The sequence below is a fragment of the Chitinibacter bivalviorum genome, assembly GCF_013403565.1.
GTDB lineage: Bacteria > Pseudomonadota > Gammaproteobacteria > Burkholderiales > Chitinibacteraceae > Chitinibacter > Chitinibacter bivalviorum.
Genome location: NZ_CP058627.1, coordinates 539,268 through 564,308 on the forward strand (window position 1 = coordinate 539,268; position 25,041 = coordinate 564,308).

Below are 25,041 nucleotides of genomic sequence, written 5' to 3' on the forward strand. Positions count from 1 at the left end.
AAAGGCCTAAGCAATGCTTAGGCCTTTTTGTATTCTGCGCCGAGCTGCCCCTTGGCTAAATCTTGGAAGTAGTAAAATTAGACAACTAAATTATCGTGTTCGTCGAAAATCCAGCCATCTTCATAACACACCTCGAATAAATGTCCATCCAGATCGCGAAAGTAACCTGCAATGCCCCAATTATTGGCCGTAGCGGGTTTCACGATCTGCGCGCCGAGGCGTTCCGCATCAGCCAATACTTGCCCCACTTCGTCGGCCGAGTGGGCAATATACGCCAGCGCAAAGCCCGCAAAACCGTGATTTTCAACTTCGGCTGAATTACTGTCTTGAGCAAAATGGCTTCGAGATTGCAGCGCCAGCACTACGCCGCCTAGATCAAATTTCACAAACTCGGCATGGCTCGTGCGCGCTTTGGGCCAGCCAAGTGCTTCGTAAAAGGCCGTTGATTTGGCAATATCGGCTACGCCGAGCAAAATTAAATTCAGTCGAGGGCGCATTTGGAATTTGAGTAAAGTTGATATGGAACGATTGTTCTGTGTGTTGAGGGTAAAGTCAAGACTCAAACAATCCTAGGTAAGGAAAGTTGAGCGGCGGCCTATTTTTTAAATTTGAAACCTTGTTGCAGAATCAGTAAAAAATAGCCGCGTCTCGACGTCGAACTTGATGAATTCGTCCCTATCACGATGCGGGTCGTTATTGCAGACTAACTGGTGCAAAATAAAGTGAGTTAAAGGCTGTGCGTTTTATTTGGAGATTACGAAATAAGCGAAATAATGGCTTCAATGTTGAAACGCTGCAATTGCAGAAACCTGTGGCGGGACAAGCTAGTAGTAAGGGGTTTGATCTAGTTAAAGAATATAGATAGAAAAGTTTGCGCAAATCAGCTGATTTGAATATCTGCAATAGCGAGGAGCGGAACGAAGAATTGATTTGGGGGAAATAGAGGTGCTTTTGTTAAAGCTTTGATTTGATTGGCGCGTCCAGCAGGAATCGAACCTGCGACCTTCAGCTTCGGAAACTGACACTCTATCCAACTGAGCTATGGACGCTTTGAGAGGGCAGATAATAACTGCTTTGCTACTGTGCGTCTAGCAGGGTAAAGCTTGTGGTGCTTTGGATTAGCGGTATAATTGCACACTAGAAAAGCTGTATAAGCTCAATTATTAACGATTTCTACAAGGGATGACAGCATGGGCGGATCCAACGCGACTGCGTCGAAGGGCGTTGCTGGTATGATTCTGGCGGCTTTGATTGGCGTGCCATTGGTTGTTTATTTGCTGATTAAGTTATTTACGTCTGGTATGGCAACAAACCTGACGAGTACCACAATGACCAACGAAGCAGTTTCTGCCCGTTTGCAGCCAGTCGGTGCTGTGAAAATTGTAGAAGGTGGTGCACCTGGTTCTCGTAGTGGTAAAAGTGTATTTGAAGGTATCTGTATTTCCTGTCACGGCGCAGGCTTGGCTGGCGCACCCAAATTTGGTGATGCAGCTGCTTGGGGTCCTCGTATTGCTCAAGGTTACGATACGCTGGTAAAACACGCGTTGGGTGGTTTTAAAGCGATGCCTGCTAAAGGTGGTGCTGCGGATCTAACGGATGATGAAGTTAAACGCGCAGTGGCTTATATGGGCAATGCAGGTGGTGCTAAATTTGAAGAGCCAAAAGTAGCGGGTGCAGCAGCAGGTGCTGCGGTTGATCCAAATACCAAAGGTAAAGAAATTTATGCTTCAACCTGTGTAGCCTGTCATGGCAGTGGTGCAGCGGGTGCGCCTAAATTTGGCGATAAAGCTGCTTGGGCTCCACGCTTGAAAGATGGTGTTGATGCTGCGATTGCAATTGGTGTCAAAGGTCTGAATGCAATGCCACCAAAAGGTGGTTACAGTGGTTCGGATGATGAATTCAAAGCCGCAGCTACATATATGATCAACAACTCTAAATAATAGTTGTCTTGATTGGGAAAAACGCCGCATTTTATGCGGCGTTTTTTATTGGCGAATCAAACCATCCATTTATTCGATGTCGATCGTTTTGCTAATGTTGCGAGGTGAGTCCACATTATTCCCGCGTGTTAAGGCTGTGAAATAACTTAATAGTTGAAATGCCACGGTGTATAAAATTGGATTTAGGTGGGGTAGTTTCTGTGGCATGTGGATGAAATTAAAGCCATCACTCGAGCTTAATCCCACATCACTTAGTACAAAAAGTTCGCCTTGGCGAGCGCGTACCTCTTGTAAATTGGCTAGCGTCTTTTCCGCCATTAAATCCCAAGGTAAGCAGGCAATAACCGGTACTGTGCGATCAATCAGCGTGACTGGCCCATGCTTTAATTCTCCCCCTAAATAGCCCTCTGCGTGCAAATAGGCCACCTCTTTCATTTTCTGGGCCGCCTCTAGCGCGATAGGGAAGTGAGCGTTGCGCCCAACCATGAATAAGTTGCTGACCTTAGCCAATTGCAAAGCCCAATTTTTAAGGGGAATGCTCAGCTTGAGCGTATCCGCAACGGCTCTTGGCAATAGCTGCAATTCTCTATCAGCACTGGCGGTGCTGATGTGTTTCCCTTGGGCGAGTTTGAGCGCTACAAAATAAAGGCACATCAATTGAGTCGTAAAGGTCTTGGTGGACGTGGCCCCTATTTCTTTGCCTGCATGTTGACCAATTTGATGGGCGGCAAGTTTAGCAAGTGTGCTATCGGCCTGATTGGTAATTGCCAAGGTGTGATGATGCCCCAATTGAATGGCGTGTCTTAACGAGGCGATTGTGTCGGCAGTCTCGCCCGATTGGGATATGGCAATAAGCAAAGTATTAGCTTGTAATATATTGGGCAAAAATCGATATTCGCTACCGTATTCCACCTGAACGGGAAGTCCGGCAATTTGTTCTATCCAATACCGTGCGCTTGTGGCCGCGTGGTGACTTGAGCCACTGGCGAGCATCAGTACGCGCTCAAATTGATGCCCGCATCCAAGTTCAGTTAGGTAATCGGCCAGGGTGTCATTTTGATAATGCCGGACTAATTCTGCCAATACACGCGGTTGGGTTTCTATATCGGCCAGCATATGATGGGCGAAGTATCCGGCGGCATGGGCTGGGACTGGATCTTTTTTGATGGCTTTGCCGTCAGCGTTAAAGCAGGCAATGTGCTGACTGTTGAGTTCGGCAAATTCGCCGTCTTTTAATTCAATGAGCAAGGATGCACGTTCACGGATTAACGCGGGGTCCGTTGAAAAATAAGAGCCATCACTACCCTGGCCTAAATAAAGACTCGGGCCACGTGATCCGCACAGCAAAAAATCATGGCGAGCACGCTTAAATGCCGCGACTGCAAAAAAACCTTGTGCTTCGCTCAGCGCCAATTGAAATGCCATATTCAAATCTTTATGCACGCGGTCATACCAATCGATCAATGTGGCGATGAGTTCTTCGTGCGATTTGATGACTTGCTCGTAACCGAGTGAGCGCAGTTTGTTTTGAAGCGCTTCGGTATTTTCGATGCAACCCGTCAGAGAAATGGTCAGTCGATCCCGAAAGAGGATGGGGCTGCTATTGTGTTTGTACAGACTGGCGCAGGCCAAGCCGACATTAAAAGTGGGCGTGTTCTGCGGGTAGCTATTGCTACGGTAGACATCAATATCGTCAGCCAGATTGTAGGCAAGGCCAAAAAAATAGGGGTTTTCGGGTAGGTGTGACAGCGCCCGACTCAGTAGAGCCCCTGCGTGATGTTGCGATACCGCGCCGATCAGCGTATTCATCTTGAGTCATTAATTTAAATGGGATGATCTTTATCCTAGCTGCAGCGGTGCTGACTTAAAAGCAGGTGTTGCGTAACTCTCAGCTCTAGCAACAGTTTATGACTTGCTGTGCTCGTCGAGCATTTGAGTCAACTCGCCATCGGCGGCAAACTTGCGCGCAAATAGCTCAGTGCGTTGCTGCAATAAATCCAGATCCTGCTTTTCAAATGTGCGTGGTGACCATGCACCAGCTTGCCATTCTAAATAGCGCAGCGATTGCCAACTGATCTGCGATGCAATCGGTGAATGATGCAAAATGGTTTGAAAGAACATCTCATCGGGCACCAAGGTTTGACTAAAGAAAGCCTCTATCTTTGGGTGCTGATCTAATATTGCAAAAATCTCGGCCACCGCTTCCTGTGACAGCATCCACCACTGCGAGCCAGCGCAAACTTGCGTGATTGGGGCGGGTAATGTACGACGCAGGCCGCAGGCATTAAGTCCGCGCTGGATTTTTTGCACTAATTTGCCCAATGGTTTGCCATTGATGCGCTCCCAGTGCCAGGCCTGATAACGATAGCGCACATCAAAATCAGGTTTCGATTCAATAAAGCCTTTGGCCGAGGTATTGGCTAAGTAGTCTGCAATGAAACTATTACTTTTGAGCGGATAATCTTGGCCCGACAGCAATATCGCCCAATCAAAGCCGTCAACTTGTGCTGCGCGTAACAAATCCAGACTGGCTGCCACCAGTGAAAACCCGCCCCAGCGACACGCGCGACGCTGAATAAAGGTCACATTGGCCTGCGCTGGCATTGCGGCTTCAATAGCCTGATAGACCTCATTGGGCGTATTGGCATCGATGTGGAGGTAAAATCTAACGTGATCGGCATGCAAACGCTGCACGAGCCGGCCAATTTGTTTTGGGTGAGCATGAGCCAGAATCAAATAGGCCAGAGAAATCATCGTAAGGACATCCAATCAAAAATCGGTCTAAAGCGTTTAAATAGAGCGCAAAGTAGCAGGCAGTTTGGCGAGTAAAACCAGCATGACCATGCAGTAGGCAGAGCATTGACTGTCTGCTTGTGGAATGCAGCTATTTTACCAGTAGCGCAGCTAGCGCAAGGCAAAATCGGTGTGCTGAGGTAGAATAGCGACCTTCAGATTCGCCCTCTTTACGCTAAAAAAGTAGAGCAGGGCTTTAATCTTTGATTAAGTTGAGATTTCCCATGGCCAAAGCTGCTGCAAAACCCAATTTGCCCGAAAGTTATGAGGCTGGCGTTGCCGAGCTCGACGCGCTGATTGCGCAAATGGAAGGCGGCCAATTGCCGCTCGAAGCCAGTTTGGCGGCCTATCAGCGTGGCACCGAGTTACTGCGCTTTTGCGAGAGCAAGCTTGCCGCTGCTGAGCAACAAGTCAAAATACTAGAGGCAGGCGAGCTCAAAGCCATGCCCGATGCTGGAGCGTAATGGTAATGGCGACAGATTCCGTAATCGATTTCAAAGTTTGGATGAGCCAAGTTCAAGTGCAAATGGAAATTGCGCTTGATCGCTACTTGCCAGCCAGCACCCATATCCCCGAACGTCTGCACGACGCGATGCGCTATAGCGTACTTGACGGCGGTAAACGCGTTCGCCCTTTACTGGCCTTCGCAGCAGGCGCACTCGTCGATGCCGATCCTGCACGCTTGGAAGCGGCCGGTGCGGCGCTGGAAATGATTCATGCTTACTCGCTGGTGCATGACGATATGCCCGCGATGGACAACGATGTCTTGCGCCGTGGTAAACCTACTGTGCACGTAGCGTTTGGCGAGGCCACCGCACTGCTGGCTGGGGATGCCTTGCAAACTGCCGCGTTTGATGTTTTAAGCGCGACGACCTTGACAGATTCGCCGAGCGATCAGTTGAAAATGATCAATATCTTGGCGCGCGCATCGGGTAGTTTGGGGATGTGCGGCGGGCAGGGGATTGATCTGTATAGCGTTGGGCAAGAATTAACGCTGCCCGAGCTGGAAATGATGCATATTCTGAAAACCGGTGCCTTGATCCGTGCGGCGGTGTTGCTGGGCTCGTATTGCGGTACGCCACTGAGCGATGAAGCGCGTAATGCGCTTGATCATTACGCCAAATGCGTCGGGCTGGCGTTTCAGGTGGTGGACGACATTCTCGATTGCGAAGCCGATTCGGCAACGCTGGGCAAAACGGCAGGGAAAGATGCCGCCAATAATAAGCCTACGTATGTGGCTTTGCTCGGTATGAAAGGCGCGAAAGAAAAGGCTGAAGAGCTGAAACAGGCGGCGTTTGATGCGCTTGCGCCATTTGGTGAAAAAGCAAAATTACTACATGCCCTAGCTGGGTATATTGTTGATCGTAAATATTGATATTGCTTTCAAGGTTATACCCCTTGATGAGCTGGATAAGGTAATCCATGACTTACCCATTGCTTGATACCATTTCCTGTCCAATTGATTTGCGCAAAGTTGAGCGCAAAGATTTATCGCAGGTTGCGCAGGATGTGCGCCAATTTTTGCTCGACTCAGTGAGTCAGACGGGTGGCCATTTTGCGTCTAATCTCGGTGCGGTAGAGCTGACCGTTGCGCTGCATTATGTCTTTGACACGCCGCACGATCGATTGGTGTGGGATGTTGGTCATCAGAGTTACCCGCATAAAATCCTCACTGGCCGCAAAAATCGCATGACAACGATGCGCAAAAAAGGCGGTCTGGCGGGTTTTCCCAAACGCGATGAATCTGAATTTGATACGTTTGGCGTGGGTCATTCATCGACGTCGATCGGCGCTGCGCTCGGTATGGCTGAAGCGGCCTTGCTTAAAGGCGAGAAACGCAAAGCGATTGCCGTGATTGGCGATGGCGCAATGACGGCAGGGCAAGCGATTGAAGCCTTGTTTAACGCCGGACACCGAGATTTGACCGATTTGCTAGTGATTTTGAACGACAACGAAATGTCGATTTCACCGAATGTCGGCGCATTTAATAATTATCTGGCCAAGCTGCTGTCGGGCAAGTTTTACAACGGCATTCGCAATGCGTCGGGCAAAGTGTTGGACGTGATGCCGCCGCTCAAAGAGCTGGCGAAAAAAGGCGAAGAAAGCGTTAAGGGCTTCCTGACGCCGGGCACCTTGTTTGAAGAAATCGGCTTTAACTATATCGGCCCAATTGATGGTCATGATATGGAAACGCTGGTGTCGACGCTGTCGAACATCAAAGAGCTGCGCGGGCCACAGTTTTTGCACGTTGTCACCAAAAAAGGCAATGGGTATAAGCTGGCAGTGGCCGACCCTGTTAAGTATCACGCGGTTACCCCCTTTGTGCCGGAAGATGGCGTTTGCGGGAGCGGCAAACCGAGCAAGCCGAGCTTTACCCAAGTATTTGGCGATTGGCTCTGTGATATGGCGAAAGCCGACGACAAATTGGTCGGCATTACGCCCGCGATGCGCGAAGGCAGCGGCATGGTGCGCTTTCATCAGGAATACCCAACGCGTTATTTCGATGTGGGCATTGCCGAGCAGCATGCGGTGACGTTTGCGGGCGGTCTGGCTTGCGAGGGCTTGAAACCCGTCGTCGCGATTTACTCGACTTTCTTGCAACGCGCGTATGACCAGCTCATTCATGACGTCGCGCTGCAAAATCTGGATGTGACCTTTGCGATTGACCGCGCTGGCTTGGTGGGCGCCGACGGCCCAACGCACGCTGGTAGTTTTGATTTATCTTTCCTGCGCTGTATTCCGAATGTCGCAATTTTGGCGCCGGGCGATGAAAATGAATGCCGTCAAATGCTCTACACCGCGTATGAGCACAAAGGCCCAGCTTGCGTGCGTTACCCGCGTGGCAGCGGCATGGGCGTTAAAGTGGCAGAGGCGATGACGCTATTGCCGTGGGGCAAAGGCGAAATTCGTCGCGCCGCCACTGAGCAAGAAGGCAAAAAAGTTGCCATTCTGGCCTTTGGTACGGTGCTCGAGCCTGCCTTGCAAGCCGCTGCTGAGCTCAATGCCACGGTGGCAAATATGCGCTTTATCAAGCCAATCGATACTGAGCTGGTGCTGCAGTTGGCGGCGACGCATGATCTGATTGTGACGGTAGAAGACAACGCCATTATGGGCGGCGCGGGCAGTGCCGTGATTGAGGCGATGATGGCCGCTGGTGTTTGTAAACCAGTACTGCAATTGGGCTTGCCCGATAGCTATGTCGAACATGGCGAGCAAAAACAAATTCTGGCCGATTGCGGGCTCGATGCGGCAGGGATAAAGGGCAGTATTCAGCTCAGATTGCAAACAATCTAAGCGTAAATAATCTAAACCATAAAAAACCCGGCGCTGCCGGGTTTTTTATTAGTCAAAGAAATAATGCTTTTTCAAATCCGCCGTAATCTGCCATGTGCAGCTCATGCCAGCGGGGAAGGTGGCCAGATCTCCCGCGCTGATGGTGACGGGCTCGCCGCCTTTGGGCGTCACGATCACTTCGCCAGCACTCAGGTAGCAGGTTTCGCTGCTGTCATAAGTCCACGGGAAGGTGGAGATGGCTTTTTCCCAAATTGGCCAGCGGGGAATGCCGAGTTCTTCCTGCTGCTGTTGGCTGATAGCGCGTTCAATTTGAATGCGGGACATGGGGTTTCCTAAAAAAGATGGTGTGCCGTTATTTTATCCTTGCCGTTGGTCAAACACGTGAAATTTGCACTTGTCAGGCGGTGATGTTTTTACGATAATGAGAACGGTTACTAATAAGGTTCTCAGTCATGATCGTTTGTGTCTGCAACAATGTCAGCGATAAAGCCATCCGCAAAGCCGTCGAGCAATCCGGCGTGCGCACTTATATCCAGTTGCAACGCACGACGCAAACGGGCACTTGCTGCGGTAAATGCACTAGCTGTGCCAAACAGGTCTTGAAAGAGTCGGTTGATGCCTACGAAGAAAAAATGCAGGCCGATTTACAGGATTTGGCTTTTGCCTAGTTGCATGGGTATTGACTTGTAAGCATTATATTTATTAGCTTTGATGTATATACCCCGTTGCCAAGTTAGATGTGCAAAAGCCCGAGTTCATTACTCGGGCTTTTGTTTTGGACAGCGGTCAGGGTTAAGCCAACTTAACAAATCTGGCCGTGCCTACCTCGTGGCAGGTTTCGCTTAGGAAGCCTGCGATTGCAAATAATTTTGCAGCCCCATCGCTTTGATCAGGTTCAGTTGCTGCTCTAGCCAATGCGCGTGATCTTGCTCGGTGTCTTCCAAGAGCTTCAGCAGCATTTCACGTGTCACATAATCTTGCTCTGCTTCGCAAATTGCGATCACTTTTTTGAGCTCGGCAGCCACTTCGTATTCAGTTTTTAGATCAAATTGCAGCATTTCCTGTACGTCTTTGCCCACGCGCAGCGGCGTGCGAGCGGCAACATTGGGAATGCCTTCTAAAAATAAAATCCGCGCGATCAACAGCGTGGCGTGGCCGATTTCATCTTGGCGCTCGTGATCGATGCGCTCGTACAATTTGCCATAGCCCCAGTTGTGGTACATCTGGCTGTGTACGAAATATTGATCCACCGAGGTCAGCTCGGCGGCGAGCAGGTCGGATAATCCGGCGAGTACTTTGGCGCTTCCTTGCATGGTGTTCTCCTTGTCCGCTTATGCGCTGAACGCTTGTGATTGCAGGTAATTGGCGAGACTCATTTCTTTGATGAGCGTTTGCTGCGTTTCCAGCCAGTCGACGTATTCTTCTTCGTCTTCCAGAATCTCGGTCAGCAGATCCCGGCTAACATAATCTTGCGTGTCTTCGCAGATTTTAACTGCGTCACGCAGTTGACCCAGAAAACCCGTGTAGAGCTTGAGATCACAGCCGAGCATTTCCTGCACATCTTCGCCGATCAGTAATTTGCCCAAGTCTTGCAGATTGGGCAGGCCTTCGAGAAACAGCACGCGCTCGATCAATTTATCCGAGCGTTTCATTGCGGCTATGGATTCGTGATAGACCTGGTCGTTCAGCCCTTTAAAGCCCCAATTTTTGTAAATTCGAGCGTGCAAAAAGGTTTGATTGATTGCGATGAGCTCGTTGGCCAGAATGCCGTTGAGCGCCTTGATGACGTTTTTATCGCCTTGCATCGTGATTCTCCATGTTGGCTAAGCCAATCTAGTGATCAAAAGTCGTGTTATTTTGGCCGATTTGGGCGGCAAAACATAAAAATAGTGTACTCGTTTAGTCGGATAATTCAATGGAAATTACAAAATAAGTCATTGAATAGAAATATAAATAACAATAATTCTCATTTTTTATACTCCAATTGCGATGGCCTCAGTCAAATCATCTAGATGAAATTGTGCTATTGCATAGAAGTGGTCATAAAAAGCCAGTAAAATAGCCCGATATTTCCATAGGAGTGAGTTGTGATTCCCAGCCCAAAACAAATTGCTTTTGCTCATCAGCTAGCAGACGCCAGTGCCGCCGTCATTCGACCCTATTACCGCAGTGGTCTGGCGATTGATGATAAAAGCGATGCCAGCCCGGTGACGCAGGCCGATCGCGAGGCGGAGTTGGCGATGCGTGCGCTGATTAATGAATGCCGACCCCAAGATGGCATTATTGGCGAAGAATTTGGCACTGAGCGCGATGACGCCGATTGGGTCTGGGTGCTCGATCCCGTCGATGGGACCAAAGCATTTATTACCGGTCGCCCATTGTTTGTGACCTTGATTGGTTTGCTGTATCGCGGTGTACCCGTACTGGGTGTGATTAACCAGCCGATCGCGCATGAGCGTTGGGTGGGGGTCGTCGGGCAGGGCGCAACCTTGAATGATCAGCCGATTACCGTGAGCGAAATCGCTGAAATGTCGCGCGCGCGCATTGGTACGACTGGCCCGCAATATTTTAGCGATGCAGGCCGTGCCGCGTTTATGGATTTGCAAAAAAACGGGCGTTTTACCGTGTATGGTGGCGACGGCTATCAATATGCACTGGTCGCCACTGGCGGGCTCGATTTGGTGATTGAAGAAGGCTTGAAGCTGCATGACTTTGCTGCTGTTGCCCCTGTCGTGATTGCTGCCGGTGGCATCATGACCGACTGGCAAGGTGAAGCCTTGACGCGTACCAGCTCAGGTCGAGTGATTGCCGCTGCTACCCCTGCCATGTATCAGATTGCACTCAATGCAATGAAAGCTGTTTAATCATATACCCCCTCAGGAATAGCGATGAAACCTCTGATCTCTGCCGCTGAATTAAAAACCATCCTCCCGCAAGATAATCTGGTCATCGTCGATTGCCGTCATGATCTCGCCAATGTCGATGCAGGTCGCGCTGCATATTTGGCTGGTCACATCCCGGGGGCGCGATTTCTGCATCTGGATGAAGATTTATCTGCGCCAAAAAATGGTCGGAATGGTCGTCATCCTTTGCCTAACGCGGCGAGCCTGGCTTTGAAGTTAGGTGGCTTGGGGATCACGAAAAATACGCATGTCGTCGCCTATGACGCCAGTGGCGGGCCATTTGCGGCTCGCTTGTGGTGGCTATTGCGTTGGTTGGGGGCAGAAAACGTGCAAGTGCTGGACGGTGGCGTTGCCGCTTGGCTAGCCGCTGGCGGCGACATGGTGAGCGAATTAGCGCCGATCACGCCGACTGAGTTTGTGGCCAGCCCAAATGATGCGCTGCATGTCAGTGCTGATGAGGTCTTGGCCAATATTGCGGTGCCCCAATTTCAAATTGTCGATGCCCGTACTGCCGAGCGTTTTGTCGGCGTGGGTGAAACACTCGATCCGGCTGGTGGACATATTCCGGAGGCCGCCAATCGATTTTTTATGCTCAATTTGCAAGATGGGTATTTTAAATCGGCTGACGTTTTGCGCGAAGAATGGGTGGTATTGCTGGGTGAACTAAGCCCTGATGAGCTTGTGCACCAATGCGGTAGTGGGGTAACGGCCTGTCATAATCTATTGGCGCTCGAAGTGGCCGGGATGCCGGGTGGCCGTTTGTATGCAGGCTCATGGAGTGAATGGTGCAGCGACCCAACGCGGCCAGTAGAAAAATAGACAAAAGGAGCTAACGCTCCTTTTTTTACAGCCAGCGCCTGACTTTGGCGCAATAGGCATCAAATTCGGCACCGAATAATTCGCGCATCGCCTGTTCTTCTGGGGCAATCTGAAATCGGTTTAGATATCCCACAAACAGTGGCAACAGCGTGAAGGCAGCCAAATTGGCCTGCCAATCAGCCCAGCCAATCAGAACTAATAAAAACCCCAAATACATAGGATTGCGCGAATAAGCGTAAATCCCGCGTTGTACCAATTGGGATGCCGCTTTTGGCTGGCGTGGATCAAACGTCGTTTGGGCGCGACGAAATGCGTGCCCGCCCGCCAATACCACGGCGATGCCCAGCATGATGAGCATCAAGCCGATGGGGCCATTTAGCGGGAGCTGGACATTCAACTGCGGTAGCGCTGCGGCCAAGCCCGCTTGCAATATGGCGATGATCAATACCAAAGCCATGGGCATAATTTTAAGTTCAAGATGTTTGAGCATAAACGTCGTCGATATGAAATTGACCTCAGTGTGCGAGTTGAATCATTTGCTGATTAATGGGCGATTCATCGGTTTGAGGTGTTTTAAGTGATTGGATTTCTTGAGAATTGCTTGAGGTGGCCGCAATCTGTTTGCAATAAAAAAGGAGGCCGCAGCCTCCTTTTTTATTCAGTCTCACTGATTATTTGGCTTCAGCTTTGCCGCCACCAACGACTTCCAGCACTTCCCATTTACCATTTTTCACCGTGTAAACAGTAACCGCACCGTTTTTCAGGTCGCCTTTTTCATCAAAAGAGATGTTGCCAGTTGCGCCGCTGTATTCGGTTTTAGCCAATTCTGGCAGGTATTTAGCTGGGTCAGAAGAGCCTGCTTTTTGCATCGCGCCCACCATGACTTTAACCGCGTCGTAGCAGAATGGTGCGTACAGTTGCACTTCAGTACCAAACTTGGCTTTGAATTTCTCAGCAAATTCTTTGCCGCCTGGCATTTGCTCCGTCGGTACGCCTGGGATAGAAGCGATCATGCCTTCAGAATCTGCGCCAGCCAATTTGATGAATTCTGGCGTTTGAGTACCGTCACCGCCCATGACTTTGGCGTTGATACCCAGTTTTTTCGCTTGTTTCTTCAGTGGCGCGCCTTGTGCATCCATACCGCCGAAGAAGATCAGGTCAGGCTTGCTGCCTTTAATGGTCGTTAAAATTGCATTGAAGTCGGTTTCTTGGTTGGTCGTGAATTCACGGCGAACTACTTCTGCGCCAGCCGCTTTGGCTGCTTTTTCAAATTCGTCTGCCAAACCTTGGCCGTAGGCAGTGCGGTCATCAATGATCGCTACTTTTTTCGCGCCCAGTTTCACGGCATAAGAACCGAGTACTTTACCTTGCTGTGCATCGTTGGCCATAACGCGGAAGGCAGTTTTAAAGCCTTGTGCCGTGTAGGTCACAGCCGTTGCCGATGGAGAAATTTGTGGAATGCCGGCGTCAGAATAAATTTTTGACGCTGGAATCGTCGTGCCTGAGTTAAGGTGGCCGATGATGCCCGATACTTTCTGGTCTACAAAACGCTGCGCTACGGTCGTTGCTGTTTTTGGATCGGCTTGATCATCTTCTGAAATCAATTCGAGTTTGACTTTTTTGCCTGCGATATCCACGCCACCCGCTTCGTTGATTTCGTCGATGGCCATTTTGACGCCATTCTCGTTATCTTTACCCAAGTGAGCGATATTGCCGGTCAGTGGCGCTGCGTGGCCGATTTTGATGACATCGGCAGCAGGCGCGGCTTCAACTTTAGAAGCAGGTACTGCGCTGGCTTGTTCGGTTGTAGCGGCTGGCTCTTGTTTGCCACAAGCAGTCATGGCCAAAATTGCAGCAGCGATCAGGCTGTAACGAGCAATAGTCATTTGGAATTCCCCAGTAAGTGGTTTTGTCAGACTTTATAAGTATTGAGCGCAAGGTATTGCATTTCTCATGCAAGGCAATCAACTAGCCATTAGCATTAGAAAGTACAAGTATCTGCTTCGCAATCTGCCGTCTTGAATCAGGGTTATCCTGTATCTGTACCGCAACAGTTTGATGCAGGATGTCAGGTTACAGTTTTGGGGTTCAGGTTTGGTCGAATGAAACAGCTGCAAAGCCACGGTTTTGTTGATTTGTTGCAATGCAATTAAATGATTGGCACTTCACACTGAAAGCAGGCAAAAAGGCCACTTATACGGGTATTGTAGTAGTCGTAAATTTGCTACATTTTTTCTGCCAGGCGCAAAAAAAGGGAGCCTAAGCTCCCTTTTTTTAGTGGCGGATACGCAATGATTACTTAGCGCCACCCACCATTTCTGCCAATTCCCATTTGCCATTTTTCACGACATAAACGCCCACTGCGGCATTTTTAACGTCGCCTTTGTCGTCAAACTGGATAGGGCCAGTCAAACCTTTTGATTCGATTTTGGCCAGTACCGGCAAGTACTTCGCAGGGTCAGCCGAACCCGCTTGTTTCATCGCAGCCAGCATCAGCTTGGTCGCATCGTAGCTATAAGGTGCATACACTTGCACTTCTACGCCATATTTGGTTTTGAATTTTTCTTTAAATTCCAGGCCGCCAGGCATTTGATCGACTGATTGACCCGCTGACGAGCCATAAGTGCCTTCTGCATCAGCACCCGCCAGTTTCAAGAATTCAGGCGATTTTGTACCGTCCGCGCCCATCACAATCGCGGTTAGACCCAGTTTTTTGCTTTGTTTTTTCAGTGGTGCCGATTGTGCATCCATACCGCCGAAGAAAATCAGGTCGGGTTTTGCGCCTTTAATATTGGTCAGGATGGAATTGAAATCGGTTTCTTGATTGGTCGTGAATTCGCGTTTAACGATTTCAGCGCCAGCTGCTTTAGCCGCTTTTTCGAACTCATCGGCCAAACCTTGGCCGTAAGCAGTGCGGTCATCAACGATGGCGATTTTCTTGGCGTTCAGTTTGCCAACCGCGTATTGCGCCAACACTTGACCTTGTTGGCCGTCATTGGCAGTCAGGCGGAATGCTGTTTTGAAGCCTTGTGCGGTGTAGGCTAGGGCAGTCGCAGACGGCGAAATTTGTGGAATGCCGGCGTCGTTATAGATTTTTGACGCAGGAATGCTGGTGCCTGATGTCAAATGACCCACGACACCGGCAATCTTTTGATCCACAAAACGCTGTGCAACCGTGGTAGCGTTTTTCGGGTCAGCTTGGTCGTCTTCAGCGACCAGAACCACTTTCTTTTTGCTGCCGCCCAAATCCAGACCGCCTTCAGCATTCACTTCTTCGATGGCCATTTGTGCGCCGTATTCAACGTCTTTACCCAAATGCGCGATATTGCCGGTCAATGGCGCAGCCAAACCGATTTTGACAGTATCGCTACCGGTTTCAGTGGTGGCAGCAGGTGCGCTAGCCGCTTCGGTGGCTTGAGGCGTTTGCTGTTTGCAAGCAGAAAGGCCGAGAATGGCCGCAGCGATCAGGGTGTAAGAGGTCAATTTCATGATTTTTTGATTTCCGAGTGACAAACCAAGGGCGCAGCAATGCAGATTGCTACCGATTTGCTCTGATCATGACTGAGCTGGCGCGGAAGGAAAACTGGGGTATTCCTGTAGTTTGCGTTTTAAACGCTACTTATTGAGCTAGAACTGTGTGCGGTGCAGTCCTTGTTGGATTGCTAATTTGCTGCCGCCTGAACCTGAATTTGGCTTGAGTCAGTACTGGCGTGGCGATTTTAGACACTGAGATCCAGTTGTTGCAGATTGCCGCCGCTGCCATCTTCATTGAGGTAAATCCCCGAGCTGCGAATTTGGCCGAGATTCTGATTTTGAGCATTATTCAAATCAAAATCAGCACGGGCATAGCCCAAATAGATTGCGCCCACTTTCATCGCGGTGAGGCTATTGAGCTGATCCTGCCCACTGCTGTCTTTCAGCCACAGCTTGAGCTGGCCAAAGACTTGATCGCCGCTGTCGATCCAGCCATTTTTATCCTGATCGTATTGCGCCAAATCGGCAAAGCCATTGCCGCTTTGCGTGCCGAATAATTCTTTGCCGTTATTGATTTTTCCATCGTGATTAAGATCGAGCGCCAAATAGGCACTGCCAGCATTGAGTTGATGGATTGTGTCTGCTTTGCCGTCGCTATCAATATCAAATTTCATCGTTTGATCGGACAAAGTGACCGCCGGCGCGGCGTAGTTTAGTACCAGTGGGTCTTTTTTCGGCCGGGCAAGGCTGCCGCTGGCGATGCTGACATCAAGCGTCTGCTCGTAAGTCCGCGCTAGCTTGAGCTGCGCTGCAAAACTAATCTCGCGACCATCTTCGGTTTTGACCACGCCACTGGCGTTAAATTGGGTTTGCTCGGATTCACTTTCTTGCTGATGTAGGTCGATGCGCGTACCGCCTTCATTGGCGCTGTTTTGAATACTGCCTTGGGTATTGCTATCAAGGCTATCACCAGATTGGTTTAGATGGAAATACCTCAGGTCAATTTTCTGCCCGGTGAGTTTTTCTATCATTTGGATGATCAATTGCAATTTGGGGTCGTTATTAATCGCTGTTTGCTGATCGTCGATCATTTTCGCCGCGCTCGAAATGTTGACCGTCTCATTGGCGGGAGGTGGACTCATGCGCGGCGCTTCGATGGTGATGGCCATTTTCTGGCTTTGCTCGCGACTAACAGCTCGCTGGGCGCTGAGGGCAACATTGGATTCGACGATGCGCATTTTAAGCCTCTTTGCGGTGCTCAAAGCGGCAAAATTAAAAGCGAGTTTGCGCTGAGCCTAGCAAAAATATCGGCATAAAATCAGCGAATTACAGGTGTCCCAGCTCGGCCAGCGAGACCACCTGATGGGCGGCAACGATGAAATGGTCGAGTAGCTTAATATCGAGTAATTCCAAACCATGTTGCAACTGACGAGTGAGCAATAGATCGGCGCTGGAGGGCTCCGCACTGCCCGATGGGTGGTTATGCGCAACGATAATCGCGGCGGCATTGTGCGCAATCGCTTGGCGCGCAAGTTCACGCGGGTAGACGCGCGTTTCGTTGAGCGTGCCTTTAAAAACGGTTTCGGCGGCGATCAAGCGGTAGCCTGTATCCAGATACAGTGCGTGAAATTCTTCATGCCCGATGCCGCGCAAGCGCATCCGTAAAAAGTCGCGCACTGCGGCGGGGTTTTCAAATGAATCGCGGGCTTTGAGTTGCTCGGTGAGTGCGCGCCGGCTCATTTCGAGCACCGCCTGCATTTGTGCGTATTTGGCTTCACCAATGCCGTTGATGAGCTCGAAATCGGCCAGCTTGGCGGCAAATAGGTTTTCCAGCGAGCCAAAATGCACCAACAGCTCACGCGCTAAGTCGACTGCGTTTTTACCCGGTAGCCCGACGCGCAAAAAAATCGCCAGCAACTCGGCATCGGAGAGCGAAATTGCGCCATGTTGCAGCAATTTTTCACGTGGACGCTCACAGCTAGGCCAATCAGTAATCGACATGGGCGTTTTTTCGGTAAACTACGATGATTCTTTCTAGCAGAGGCGCGCAAGCTGTGAGCCCAATTAATCAGAAAAAAATCGTCCTTGGCATCACTGGCGGCGTGGCCGCGTATAAATCGGCCGAATTGACTCGCTTGCTGGTGAAGGCCGGCTACGACGTGCACGTGGTGATGACCGAGGCGGCGACGCACTTTGTCGGGACAGTGACGTTTCAAGCTTTGAGCGGCAATGTGGTGTACACCGATCAATGGGATGCGCGTCGCCCAAATAATATGCCGCATATCGATCTCACGCGCGGTGCAGCGGCAGTCTTGGTCGCGCCAGCGTCGGCTGATTTTCTGGCCAAAGTGGCGAACGGGCATTGCGATGATTTGCTCTCGACCTTGGTCGCTGCGCGCGATTGCCCATTGTTGGTCGCGCCAGCGATGAATCGTCAAATGTGGGAAAACGCACCCAATCAGCGCAATATTGCCCAGCTTAAAGCCGATGGTGTCGCGATCCTGGGGCCAGGCAATGGCGAGCAGGCCTGTGGCGAAGTGGGCGATGGTCGTATGCTCGAAGCAGAGCAATTATTCGAATACCTCGAAGCCTCATTGCAGCCCAAGCTGCTACTCGGCAAGCGAGTGCTGATTACTGCAGGCCCAACGTTCGAGCGCATTGACGCCGTGCGCGGCATTACCAATACCAGTAGCGGCAAGATGGGCTACGCCATTGCCAAAGCGGCGTATGAGGCCGGTGCAGACGTGGTATTGGTGTCGGGCGAAACCGCTTTGCCCACGCCGATTGGTAGCCGCCGCATCAATGTGCAGTCGGCGCAGCAAATGCAACAAGCGGTGAATGCCGAAGTCGATCAGGCGGATATTTTTATTGGTGTGGCGGCGGTGGCTGATTATTATGTGCTCAACCCATCCGAGCAAAAAATCAAAAAAGACGCGCATATCTTGACGTTGGAACTAGCGCCCAACCCCGATATTCTGGCGGGAATCACCGCGCGCCCGAATGCGCCATTCTGCGTCGGCTTTGCGGCTGAATCGGAAAACCTGCTCGAATACGCCGAGGCCAAACGCTTACGCAAAAAGCTGCCGCTTTTGGTCGCTAATCTGGTGCAAACCGCGATGGGGGCTGATCATAATGAAGTCATCTTGCTCGACGATCATGGTGAAACGCGTTTGCATAGCGCGCCAAAAATCGACATCGCGCGTAAATTGATGGCTCATATTGCGCGGCTGTATCCTAGTATTCAACAAGATCATTAAATACAGGGTGGGTGTATTGCCCTGTAAATCAATATAAACAATATTTTTAGATAGATACCCAAAGGAAAAGCAAATGGCTCAGCAAATGATGGACGTGAAAATTCTTGATCAGCGCCTGAAAGACAATTTGCCCGCTTATGCCACCCCGGGTGCCGCGGGTCTGGATTTGCGCGCTTGTCTGGATGCGCCAGTGGAATTAGCCCCCGGCGCGACGACGCTGGTACCGACAGGCATGGCGATCCATTTGGAAGACCCAACGCTAGCCGCAATGATTTTGCCGCGCTCTGGCTTGGGCCATAAACACGGCATCGTACTGGGTAATTTGGTGGGGCTGATTGATTCAGATTACCAAGGCCAGCTGTTTGTGTCGGTGTGGAATCGCGGCACTACCAGCTTTACGATTCAGCCACTGGAGCGTATCGCGCAATTGGTCATCGTGCCCGTGGTGCAAGTGGGCTTTAATATCGTGGAAGAGTTTACTGAGTCTGACCGTGGCGAAGGTGGCTTTGGCAGTACTGGTAAACATTAATCCCGACCATCAAGCGTGATGAACAGAGGCCCGATCGGGCCTCTTTCCGTTTTTCCCAACTGTGCATTGCACCATTTACGCGTAATCTGCCGTTTTTCGTTCGGGTTTGCGTCATGAGCCAAATTGCCCAGCATCAGCCGCATCATTATTTGGAAGATTTCCAAGGCATTGTGACGGGCGTGCTTTTGGTTGCGCTGGCAATTCAGTTTTTTCGCGCTGCCGGTTTGATTACCGGTGGCACGACGGGCTTGGCATTTTTGCTGCATTACAGTCTGCAGATCGAATATGGCATGACGCTATTTTTGATTAATCTGCCGTTTTACTGGTTTGCCATTGAGCGCATGGGCTGGGAATTTGCCATCAAAACCTTTTGCTCGGTGGCGCTGTTGTCATGGCTGAGTGAGTTGATGAAAAACTGGCTGCCATTGGGTCATCTTGACCCTTTTTTTGCTGCGATCATGGGCGGCTTGCTCGCTGGCGTGGGTATTTTGATGCTGATTCGACATAAGTCGAGCTTGGCCGGCGTGACGGTGCTGGCGCTTTTTCTGCAGCAGCGTTTTGGCTGGCGCGCGGGTAAAGTGCAGTTGGGCTTTGATCTGATGATTTTGACGCTGGGTTTTTTCTTGGTGCCGCGCGACTTATTGCTGTATTCGCTGGTCGGGGCCGTGGCGCTCAATGCGGTGATTTGGGTGAATCATAAACCCGGTCGCTATATGGGAATGTAAGGGTATCTTCATCAAGACCAATGAGTGATTGATTTTGATGAAGATACCTAGCGAGATTGAGGCATTAAATGCATTCAGCCGCGAGAATGTCCTTGGCTTGATGCAATGAATCGACAATTTCCAGCTCAAGCTGGCGTACCGATTCTTCCGCTGGGCGCAAATCGGGCACCATGATCACGCGGCAGCCTGCCGCATGTCCGGCTTGAGCGCCGAAATTGCTGTCTTCAAACACCACGCATTCCTCGGGTAAGACGCCCAATTGAGTAATGGCTTTCAAGTAAATATCCGGCGCGGGTTTCGGGTGTGTGATTTCATCGCCGCACACGGCAAACTCGACGCGTGACCATAATCCCGCCATTTTCAAATGATGTTCGGCAATACTGCGGCGCGTTGAGGTCGCGATGGCTTTGCGTACGCCATTGGCTTCAAGAAAATCAAACAGCTCTAGCACGCCAGGGCGTAAGTCGATGCTGTCGGCACTGCGTTCCAGATAAATCTCGTGGGTGAGCTCTCGCAAGCGTTGCGTGGGAAAATCCACGCCCAGGCGTTCAATCAAATAAGCTTGCGTTTTAGAGGAATGCATCCCGACCATGCCCAGCGGAATCGACTCATGAATATCATGGCCCAATTGCCGTGCGGCATCGTGCCAGCACGTCAGTGCCATGCGTTCGGTTTCAAGCAGTAATCCATCCATATCAAAAATGGCGGCAATAATATTTGGGTGTTTCATTTGCGAATTGCGGCTTTATCGAAAACAATGACATCAGTTTAACTGAGCCTGAGCGACCATGCCCGTAACTTCTACCGTCAAAGCTGAGCCTTGCCCGTGTGGCGGCGCCCAATACCAACAATGCTGCCAGCCCTATCATCAAGGCCATCGTGTTGAAACCCCCGAGCAATTGATGCGCTCGCGCTACAGCGCCTATGTGCTGGGATTGGAAGATTATCTATTGGCCAGCTGGCACGCCAGTACCCGCCCCAGCCAATTGGATTTGAATGAAGAGCCCAAGGCTAAATGGCTGGGCTTGACAGTGCATCATGCCGAAAGTGATGGCGATCAAGGCGTGGTGTCGTTTGTGGCGCGCTATAAAGTGGGTGGCAGGGCATATCGCCTGAGCGAACATAGCCGATTTGTGCGAGAAGAGGGACGTTGGTTTTATGTGGATGGTGAGGTGGCTGAATCTTAATGTGGCTGCAAAATGAATATGTATCTTTTGTGTCCTGTCCATTCATCTGGATTCTTAGGGGCTGACATGACATGTTAGTATTTATTGCGAACTGACTTTATTCAGTGGCAAGAATATAAATAATTGTGTTTTCGGAGATCAATCATGATGCGCAAGACCCTCGTATGTACTTTGTTGGCTGCTGCTGGCTTGATGGCAAATAGCGCAGTTTTTGCCGCTGAACCAGAAGTTGTATTAAGCGAATCAGTTCGCAATAAAGTGGAAGCAACTGTTGAATACATCGACATTGACAACCGCGATGTGAAATTGATGATGCCCGATGGCAATTTGGTGACTTTCCAGCGCGTTGATCCTAAAGTGACCAACTTTGACAAGCTACAATTGAACGACAAAGTCAATGTCGGTGGTGCTGAGTCGATTTCGATTGCTTTGAGCAAAGGCACTGCGGGTGTGCGTAAAGTTGAAGAATCTGAAGGTCGCGATGTAACGGCTGATGGCGTTGGTGTGGTGAAAATCCGTGCTTCATACAGCGACATCGTGGGCGTTGACTCGGTTAAAGGCAATGTTCAAGTTAAAACCCCAAGTAATGAAATCATCACGATTCCAGTTTCAAACAAAGAATTGCTGGCAAAAGCCGCGGTGGGCGACCAAGTGGTTACTACTGCACGCGCATCAGTTGTGGTCTGGGGTAACAACGACCATTAATTAACTGACTACATTCAAATGAATGTCGATCAGCCAAAAACCTCGCTCAGTGCGAGGTTTTTTTACGCGCACTGTTTGTGATGATTGTTTTTATATAAAAACAGGCCGTTCATGGATTGTGGCTTTTCTATTTTGCCGTCACTGCATAATATTGGGGCTGCATCGTTAATGCGCTTGTTTTATCATGCACCACCATTTACTGTTTTTGCCAAGGAAGAAACAATGTCTCTGACCCGTTCTGATTTTGACCAATACATGGTTCCTAATTATGCGCCTGCTGCTTTTGTACCTGTGCGTGGCGCTGGCAGCCGAGTTTGGGATCAGGAAGGGCGCGAGTATCTGGATTTGGCAGGTGGGATTGCGGTGAATTCTTTGGGGCATTGCCACCCAGTGCTAGTGAATGCTTTGACCGAGCAGGCCAATAAGCTGTGGCATGTTTCCAATGTATTTACCAATGAGCCAGCATTGGCTTTGGCACAAAAACTGGTTGATGCCACGTTTGCTGATAAAGTGTTTTTCTGCAATTCAGGCGCTGAAGCAAATGAAGCTGCATTAAAGCTGGCGCGTCGCGCCGCGATTGAGCGTTTTGGCGAACAAAAGCACAAAGTGCTTTCTACGCTCAATAGTTTTCACGGCCGCACTTTCTTTACGGTGACCGTCGGTGGTCAGCCAAAGTATTCCGATGGCTTTGGCCCTAAACCACAAGGCATTGAATATTTTGAATATAACAATCTCGAGAGCTTGAAAGCCCTGATCGATGACAACACCGCATGCGTGATCATCGAGCCGATCCAAGGCGAGGGCGGGGTAGTACCCGCTGATCTAGCCTTTCTACAAGGCGTGCGCGAGTTGTGTGATCAGCACAATGCGTTTTTGATTTTTGACGAAGTCCAAACCGGTATGGGCCGCACTGGTTCTTTGTTTGCCTACCAAGAGTACGGTGTTGTGCCGGATATTCTGTCTAGCGCCAAGAGTTTGGGCGGTGGTTTCCCTATCGGTGCCATGCTGACTTCTGCCGACATCGCCAAACATCTGGTCGCAGGCACACATGGCACAACTTACGGTGGTAACCCACTGGCTTGTGCGGTCGCTGGTGCTGTGCTCGATGTGATCAATACGCCTGAAGTCTTGTCTGGTATTAAAGCTAAACACGCGCAATTGAAAGCGGGTGTTGAAGCGATCAACCAGAAGTATGGTGTTTTCAAAGAAGTTCGCGGTATGGGCTTATTGATGGGCTCGGTATTGGCCGATCAATACAAAGATCGCGCTAAGGATGTCTTGAATCTGGCAGCTCAGCAGGGCTTGATGGTCTTGATGGCAGGCCCAAATGTCATTCGCTTTGCGCCATCTTTGGTCATTACTGATGAAGAAATTGCCACTGCATTGACTCGTCTTGATGCCGCCTTGGCTGCTTTTGTGGCATAAGCAGTTCAAATGAATGAGCCCGCCTTGCTGGCGGGCTTTTTTTTTGCGCGCTCAGTTTGCCATGGATTAGAGCCTGCGATTGGCCGAAGTTCATCTACTAAGCTTATCGCTTAGGTTTAATCGCGGTTTCGTCGCAGGGACGCGCGAGTCGGTGGGTGCGAATGTTTGGATAGGTACTCTGTAAGGGTATATCGATATAAATGTTTACAGAATTAATCTTGATTGATATACCCATTGATTTTTCGAATACTGCATTGGTCAAATTCGGATAAAGAAAGCCTAATCCCATGATGATCTTGCCGATTAAGTCGTGACAGCGATGCCGTTGGGGCTGACATCAGATGCTGTGCATCAATTTCACGACCCTGATCCGGCCTATCAGGCCTATTCACTTATATGTGTTGCTGTTTGTGCAACACTCTTGAAGCAAAGTAGTAGAAGAAAATTTGTCTGCTTCCCCTCCCAAAATGAGCGATGACGCTTGGCGGTTGTATTGCCCAAGTAAAATCGGGTAGATGATGTGATTGGCGCGTTCAGCATAAAGTGAATTCGAATTTCGCCCTGATTTTGTCAATGGTGATCGATGCCGCTATGAAGGGGCACAGTCGTGCAGGCGGCAATGCAGCAGGCAATTGCCTAGTTTTTGCTTGATTTACAGCGCATATGGCGCGAAAAGGCAGTAATTTGCTTTGCTCGCGCGTATTTATCGCGGTGAATAGCGGCGTGAAAAGGCTCACTCGGATCAGAGCTCTATCAAATGCCAAGGACACTGAGCCCGCCCACGATATTGGCCTGAACTCTATGTCTTGGACGTGGCTATGCGTTGTTTTGAGTCCATTTCAGAAATCGTGTTGCTACTAGGGCTTTTACTTATAGGGAAAAACGCAGTATTCCGCGCAACACCAAACAGGTAATTTGTCGCAATACCGAACTGTAACGGTAAAATTCACCTCGATCTGATATGGATTGAGTAATAAAACGGTCAGCAGAAATTCATCTACTGTCTGAATCGTACTTATAAACCTCCTCAAGGGTGGCGCGAGTGGATATTTTCCTACAACAAATTATTAATGGTCTGGTCGTCGGCAGCATTTATGCGCTGATCGCACTGGGCTACACCATGGTTTACGGCATCATGCAGCTGATCAATTTTGCGCATGGCGAAATTGTGATGATTGGTGCCATGGTGACCATTACTTGTATCAATCTGTTGGTGGGGGCAGGGGTGCAATTACCCGGTCCAGCACTTTTGCTAGCGGGATTGCTGATGGCGATTCCTGTCTCGATGTTTTTGGGCTATTCGATCGAAAAGATCGCATATCAGCCGCTACGTAAAGCGCCGCGCCTTGCGCCGTTGATTACCGCGATTGGTGTCTCTATTGTGTTGCAGCAAGCTGCGATGCTGATTTGGGGCCGTAACTACCGCCCATTCCCTCCGATTCTGCCTTCAGAAGTACATATTATCGGTGGCGCTGCCATTACTGATTTGCAGATTGCAATCATTGTGCTGGCCTTGCTTTTGATGGGCGGTTTGTTCTTCCTTATCGAAAAAACCAAGCTTGGCCGTGCCATGCGCGCTACTGCGCAAAACCCTGAAGTTGCCAAATTAATGGGCGTGAACGTCAATACCATTATTTCGATGACCTTTGTGATCGGCTCGGCATTGGGTGCGATGGCTGGTGTGATGGTCGCAGCCAATTACGATCAGGCGCATGCTTATATGGGCTTTATGATCGGTTTGAAAGCCTTTACTGCTGCCGTCTTGGGCGGGATCGGCAATATCGGCGGCGCCGTATTGGGTGGTTTATTGCTCGGGATTATCGAAAGCTTGGGTTCGGGTTACCTCGGCGATTTAACCGGCGGTGTATTGGGTAGTAACTACAAAGATATTTTTGCCTTTGTCGTGCTGATTATTGTCTTGGTGTTCCGTCCATCGGGTTTGATGGGTGAACGTGTTGCTGAACGCGCTTAACTGGAACAGGGAATCAAA

26 protein-coding genes and 1 tRNA gene are annotated in these 25,041 nt (G+C 50.0%); 14 read left to right on the forward strand and 13 right to left on the reverse strand.

The features are described from left to right. Nucleotides 1-77: 77 nt before the first annotated feature. A complete protein-coding gene (locus HQ393_RS02480; protein WP_179357288.1) occupies nucleotides 78-497 on the reverse strand; it encodes a VOC family protein in 420 nt (139 codons plus the stop codon). Between the two features lie 475 nt (nucleotides 498-972). Next, nucleotides 973-1,049: transfer RNA gene (locus HQ393_RS02485), tRNA-Arg, on the reverse strand. Nucleotides 1,050-1,190: 141 nt separating this feature from the next. Between HQ393_RS02485 and HQ393_RS02490 the strand changes: the two genes are divergently transcribed. Beyond that, entirely contained in the window at nucleotides 1,191-1,940 is a 750-nt protein-coding gene (locus HQ393_RS02490; protein WP_179357289.1) for a c-type cytochrome, read from the forward strand. Nucleotides 1,941-2,009: 69 nt separating this feature from the next. Here HQ393_RS02490 and HQ393_RS02495 read toward each other — a convergent pair whose 3' ends face one another. Then, nucleotides 2,010-3,749 (reverse strand): isomerizing glutamine--fructose-6-phosphate transaminase, encoded by a 1,740-nt coding sequence (locus HQ393_RS02495; RefSeq protein WP_179357290.1) that lies wholly within the window; start codon nucleotides 3,747-3,749, stop codon nucleotides 2,010-2,012. A 96-nt stretch (nucleotides 3,750-3,845) separates the two neighbouring features. Continuing rightward, nucleotides 3,846-4,694, reverse strand: a complete 849-nt coding sequence (locus HQ393_RS02500) for a beta-1,6-N-acetylglucosaminyltransferase (RefSeq protein ID WP_179357291.1) — start codon at nucleotides 4,692-4,694, stop codon at nucleotides 3,846-3,848. A 263-nt stretch (nucleotides 4,695-4,957) separates the two neighbouring features. On the opposite strand from HQ393_RS02500, the gene HQ393_RS02505 reads away from it, so the two are divergent. The 3 genes from HQ393_RS02505 to dxs are packed head-to-tail and all read left to right on the forward strand — an operon-like array spanning nucleotide 4,958 to nucleotide 8,027. Continuing rightward, entirely contained in the window at nucleotides 4,958-5,197 is a 240-nt protein-coding gene (locus HQ393_RS02505) for an exodeoxyribonuclease VII small subunit (RefSeq protein ID WP_179357292.1), read from the forward strand. Between the two features lie 5 nt (nucleotides 5,198-5,202). After that, nucleotides 5,203-6,108, forward strand: a complete 906-nt coding sequence (locus HQ393_RS02510) for a polyprenyl synthetase family protein (protein WP_179357293.1) — start codon at nucleotides 5,203-5,205, stop codon at nucleotides 6,106-6,108. A gap of 47 nt (nucleotides 6,109-6,155) precedes the next feature. Beyond that, the gene (dxs, locus tag HQ393_RS02515; RefSeq protein WP_179357294.1) at nucleotides 6,156-8,027 is read left to right on the forward strand and encodes a 1-deoxy-D-xylulose-5-phosphate synthase; all 1,872 of its coding nucleotides are present in this window, start codon (nucleotides 6,156-6,158) and stop codon (nucleotides 8,025-8,027) included. A gap of 48 nt (nucleotides 8,028-8,075) precedes the next feature. Here dxs and HQ393_RS02520 read toward each other — a convergent pair whose 3' ends face one another. Next, nucleotides 8,076-8,351 carry a cupin domain-containing protein gene (locus HQ393_RS02520; protein ID WP_179357295.1) on the reverse strand — a complete coding sequence of 92 codons (276 nt, stop codon included), beginning with the start codon at nucleotides 8,349-8,351 and terminating at the stop codon, nucleotides 8,076-8,078. Nucleotides 8,352-8,479: 128 nt separating this feature from the next. On the opposite strand from HQ393_RS02520, the gene HQ393_RS02525 reads away from it, so the two are divergent. Next, nucleotides 8,480-8,695 carry a (2Fe-2S)-binding protein gene (locus HQ393_RS02525; RefSeq protein ID WP_179357296.1) on the forward strand — a complete coding sequence of 72 codons (216 nt, stop codon included), beginning with the start codon at nucleotides 8,480-8,482 and terminating at the stop codon, nucleotides 8,693-8,695. A gap of 174 nt (nucleotides 8,696-8,869) precedes the next feature. Here the strand turns inward: HQ393_RS02525 and bfr (HQ393_RS02530) are convergent, their stop codons facing one another. Both bfr (HQ393_RS02530) and bfr (HQ393_RS02535) read right to left on the reverse strand, forming a co-directional pair. Beyond that, nucleotides 8,870-9,340: a bacterioferritin gene (gene bfr, locus HQ393_RS02530; RefSeq protein WP_179357297.1), complete on the reverse strand. Its 471-nt coding sequence runs from the start codon at nucleotides 9,338-9,340 to the stop codon at nucleotides 8,870-8,872. A gap of 18 nt (nucleotides 9,341-9,358) precedes the next feature. Continuing rightward, nucleotides 9,359-9,832 carry a bacterioferritin gene (gene bfr, locus HQ393_RS02535; protein ID WP_179357298.1) on the reverse strand — a complete coding sequence of 158 codons (474 nt, stop codon included), beginning with the start codon at nucleotides 9,830-9,832 and terminating at the stop codon, nucleotides 9,359-9,361. A 282-nt stretch (nucleotides 9,833-10,114) separates the two neighbouring features. Between bfr (HQ393_RS02535) and hisN the strand changes: the two genes are divergently transcribed. Together hisN and HQ393_RS02545 are read left to right on the forward strand one after the other, a co-directional pair. Further along, nucleotides 10,115-10,891 carry a histidinol-phosphatase gene (gene hisN / locus HQ393_RS02540; protein WP_179357299.1) on the forward strand — a complete coding sequence of 259 codons (777 nt, stop codon included), beginning with the start codon at nucleotides 10,115-10,117 and terminating at the stop codon, nucleotides 10,889-10,891. A gap of 24 nt (nucleotides 10,892-10,915) precedes the next feature. Beyond that, nucleotides 10,916-11,749: a sulfurtransferase gene (locus tag HQ393_RS02545; protein WP_179357300.1), complete on the forward strand. Its 834-nt coding sequence runs from the start codon at nucleotides 10,916-10,918 to the stop codon at nucleotides 11,747-11,749. A gap of 25 nt (nucleotides 11,750-11,774) precedes the next feature. Here HQ393_RS02545 and HQ393_RS02550 read toward each other — a convergent pair whose 3' ends face one another. From HQ393_RS02550 to radC, 5 genes are all read right to left on the reverse strand, one after another. Then, complete coding sequence (locus HQ393_RS02550; RefSeq protein ID WP_179357301.1) at nucleotides 11,775-12,239, reverse strand: methyltransferase family protein; 465 nt, start codon at nucleotides 12,237-12,239, stop codon at nucleotides 11,775-11,777. A gap of 181 nt (nucleotides 12,240-12,420) precedes the next feature. Then, nucleotides 12,421-13,635: a branched-chain amino acid ABC transporter substrate-binding protein gene (locus HQ393_RS02555; RefSeq protein ID WP_179357302.1), complete on the reverse strand. Its 1,215-nt coding sequence runs from the start codon at nucleotides 13,633-13,635 to the stop codon at nucleotides 12,421-12,423. Nucleotides 13,636-14,044: 409 nt separating this feature from the next. Further along, a complete protein-coding gene (locus HQ393_RS02560; RefSeq protein WP_179357303.1) occupies nucleotides 14,045-15,238 on the reverse strand; it encodes a branched-chain amino acid ABC transporter substrate-binding protein in 1,194 nt (397 codons plus the stop codon). Between the two features lie 230 nt (nucleotides 15,239-15,468). Continuing rightward, complete coding sequence (locus tag HQ393_RS02565; RefSeq protein WP_179357304.1) at nucleotides 15,469-16,461, reverse strand: SPM autocatalytic domain-containing protein; 993 nt, start codon at nucleotides 16,459-16,461, stop codon at nucleotides 15,469-15,471. An 88-nt stretch (nucleotides 16,462-16,549) separates the two neighbouring features. Continuing rightward, entirely contained in the window at nucleotides 16,550-17,224 is a 675-nt protein-coding gene (radC, locus tag HQ393_RS02570) for a RadC family protein (RefSeq protein ID WP_179357305.1), read from the reverse strand. A gap of 62 nt (nucleotides 17,225-17,286) precedes the next feature. On the opposite strand from radC, the gene coaBC reads away from it, so the two are divergent. The 3 genes from coaBC to HQ393_RS02585 all read left to right on the forward strand — a co-directional run bounded on the left by coaBC (nucleotide 17,287) and on the right by HQ393_RS02585 (nucleotide 19,734). Next, a complete protein-coding gene (gene coaBC, locus HQ393_RS02575) occupies nucleotides 17,287-18,480 on the forward strand; it encodes a bifunctional phosphopantothenoylcysteine decarboxylase/phosphopantothenate--cysteine ligase CoaBC (protein WP_218871364.1) in 1,194 nt (397 codons plus the stop codon). A gap of 73 nt (nucleotides 18,481-18,553) precedes the next feature. Then, nucleotides 18,554-19,009, forward strand: a complete 456-nt coding sequence (gene dut, locus HQ393_RS02580) for a dUTP diphosphatase (RefSeq protein ID WP_179357307.1) — start codon at nucleotides 18,554-18,556, stop codon at nucleotides 19,007-19,009. A 113-nt stretch (nucleotides 19,010-19,122) separates the two neighbouring features. Continuing rightward, the gene (locus tag HQ393_RS02585) at nucleotides 19,123-19,734 is read left to right on the forward strand and encodes a YitT family protein (protein WP_179357308.1); all 612 of its coding nucleotides are present in this window, start codon (nucleotides 19,123-19,125) and stop codon (nucleotides 19,732-19,734) included. Between the two features lie 64 nt (nucleotides 19,735-19,798). On the opposite strand, the gene HQ393_RS02590 is transcribed toward HQ393_RS02585, so the two are convergent. After that, the gene (locus HQ393_RS02590; protein WP_179357309.1) at nucleotides 19,799-20,464 is read right to left on the reverse strand and encodes an HAD family hydrolase; all 666 of its coding nucleotides are present in this window, start codon (nucleotides 20,462-20,464) and stop codon (nucleotides 19,799-19,801) included. 58 nt (nucleotides 20,465-20,522) lie between these two features. On the opposite strand from HQ393_RS02590, the gene HQ393_RS02595 reads away from it, so the two are divergent. From HQ393_RS02595 to HQ393_RS02610, 4 genes are all read left to right on the forward strand, one after another. Continuing rightward, complete coding sequence (locus tag HQ393_RS02595; RefSeq protein WP_179357310.1) at nucleotides 20,523-20,921, forward strand: YchJ family protein; 399 nt, start codon at nucleotides 20,523-20,525, stop codon at nucleotides 20,919-20,921. 144 nt (nucleotides 20,922-21,065) lie between these two features. After that, complete coding sequence (locus tag HQ393_RS02600) at nucleotides 21,066-21,626, forward strand: hypothetical protein (protein WP_179357311.1); 561 nt, start codon at nucleotides 21,066-21,068, stop codon at nucleotides 21,624-21,626. 222 nt (nucleotides 21,627-21,848) lie between these two features. Continuing rightward, nucleotides 21,849-23,051 (forward strand): aspartate aminotransferase family protein, encoded by a 1,203-nt coding sequence (locus HQ393_RS02605; protein WP_179357312.1) that lies wholly within the window; start codon nucleotides 21,849-21,851, stop codon nucleotides 23,049-23,051. Nucleotides 23,052-24,093: 1,042 nt separating this feature from the next. Further along, nucleotides 24,094-25,023 carry a branched-chain amino acid ABC transporter permease gene (locus HQ393_RS02610; RefSeq protein ID WP_179357313.1) on the forward strand — a complete coding sequence of 310 codons (930 nt, stop codon included), beginning with the start codon at nucleotides 24,094-24,096 and terminating at the stop codon, nucleotides 25,021-25,023. The last annotated feature ends 18 nt before the right edge of the window (nucleotides 25,024-25,041 follow it).

Excerpts from the sequence above, each read along its gene's own strand:
- HQ393_RS02480 (WP_179357288.1), bottom strand. The coding sequence starts at position 497 with ATGCGCCCTCGACTGAATTTAATTTTGCTCGGCGTAGCCGATATTGCC.
- HQ393_RS02490 (WP_179357289.1), top strand. The coding sequence starts at position 1,191 with ATGGGCGGATCCAACGCGACTGCGTCGAAGGGCGTTGCTGGTATGATT.
- HQ393_RS02495 (WP_179357290.1), bottom strand. The coding sequence starts at position 3,749 with ATGAATACGCTGATCGGCGCGGTATCGCAACATCACGCAGGGGCTCTA.
- HQ393_RS02500 (WP_179357291.1), bottom strand. The coding sequence starts at position 4,694 with ATGATTTCTCTGGCCTATTTGATTCTGGCTCATGCTCACCCAAAACAA.
- HQ393_RS02505 (WP_179357292.1), top strand. The coding sequence starts at position 4,958 with ATGGCCAAAGCTGCTGCAAAACCCAATTTGCCCGAAAGTTATGAGGCT.
- HQ393_RS02510 (WP_179357293.1), top strand. The coding sequence starts at position 5,203 with ATGGCGACAGATTCCGTAATCGATTTCAAAGTTTGGATGAGCCAAGTT.
- dxs (WP_179357294.1), top strand. The coding sequence starts at position 6,156 with ATGACTTACCCATTGCTTGATACCATTTCCTGTCCAATTGATTTGCGC.
- HQ393_RS02520 (WP_179357295.1), bottom strand. The coding sequence starts at position 8,351 with ATGTCCCGCATTCAAATTGAACGCGCTATCAGCCAACAGCAGCAGGAA.
- HQ393_RS02525 (WP_179357296.1), top strand. The coding sequence starts at position 8,480 with ATGATCGTTTGTGTCTGCAACAATGTCAGCGATAAAGCCATCCGCAAA.
- bfr (WP_179357297.1), bottom strand. The coding sequence starts at position 9,340 with ATGCAAGGAAGCGCCAAAGTACTCGCCGGATTATCCGACCTGCTCGCC.
- bfr (WP_179357298.1), bottom strand. The coding sequence starts at position 9,832 with ATGCAAGGCGATAAAAACGTCATCAAGGCGCTCAACGGCATTCTGGCC.
- HQ393_RS02545 (WP_179357300.1), top strand. The coding sequence starts at position 10,916 with ATGAAACCTCTGATCTCTGCCGCTGAATTAAAAACCATCCTCCCGCAA.
- HQ393_RS02550 (WP_179357301.1), bottom strand. The coding sequence starts at position 12,239 with ATGCTCAAACATCTTGAACTTAAAATTATGCCCATGGCTTTGGTATTG.
- HQ393_RS02555 (WP_179357302.1), bottom strand. The coding sequence starts at position 13,635 with ATGACTATTGCTCGTTACAGCCTGATCGCTGCTGCAATTTTGGCCATG.
- HQ393_RS02560 (WP_179357303.1), bottom strand. The coding sequence starts at position 15,238 with ATGAAATTGACCTCTTACACCCTGATCGCTGCGGCCATTCTCGGCCTT.
- HQ393_RS02565 (WP_179357304.1), bottom strand. The coding sequence starts at position 16,461 with ATGCGCATCGTCGAATCCAATGTTGCCCTCAGCGCCCAGCGAGCTGTT.
- radC (WP_179357305.1), bottom strand. The coding sequence starts at position 17,224 with ATGTCGATTACTGATTGGCCTAGCTGTGAGCGTCCACGTGAAAAATTG.
- dut (WP_179357307.1), top strand. The coding sequence starts at position 18,554 with ATGGCTCAGCAAATGATGGACGTGAAAATTCTTGATCAGCGCCTGAAA.
- HQ393_RS02585 (WP_179357308.1), top strand. The coding sequence starts at position 19,123 with ATGAGCCAAATTGCCCAGCATCAGCCGCATCATTATTTGGAAGATTTC.
- HQ393_RS02590 (WP_179357309.1), bottom strand. The coding sequence starts at position 20,464 with ATGAAACACCCAAATATTATTGCCGCCATTTTTGATATGGATGGATTA.
- HQ393_RS02595 (WP_179357310.1), top strand. The coding sequence starts at position 20,523 with ATGCCCGTAACTTCTACCGTCAAAGCTGAGCCTTGCCCGTGTGGCGGC.
- HQ393_RS02600 (WP_179357311.1), top strand. The coding sequence starts at position 21,066 with ATGATGCGCAAGACCCTCGTATGTACTTTGTTGGCTGCTGCTGGCTTG.
- HQ393_RS02605 (WP_179357312.1), top strand. The coding sequence starts at position 21,849 with ATGTCTCTGACCCGTTCTGATTTTGACCAATACATGGTTCCTAATTAT.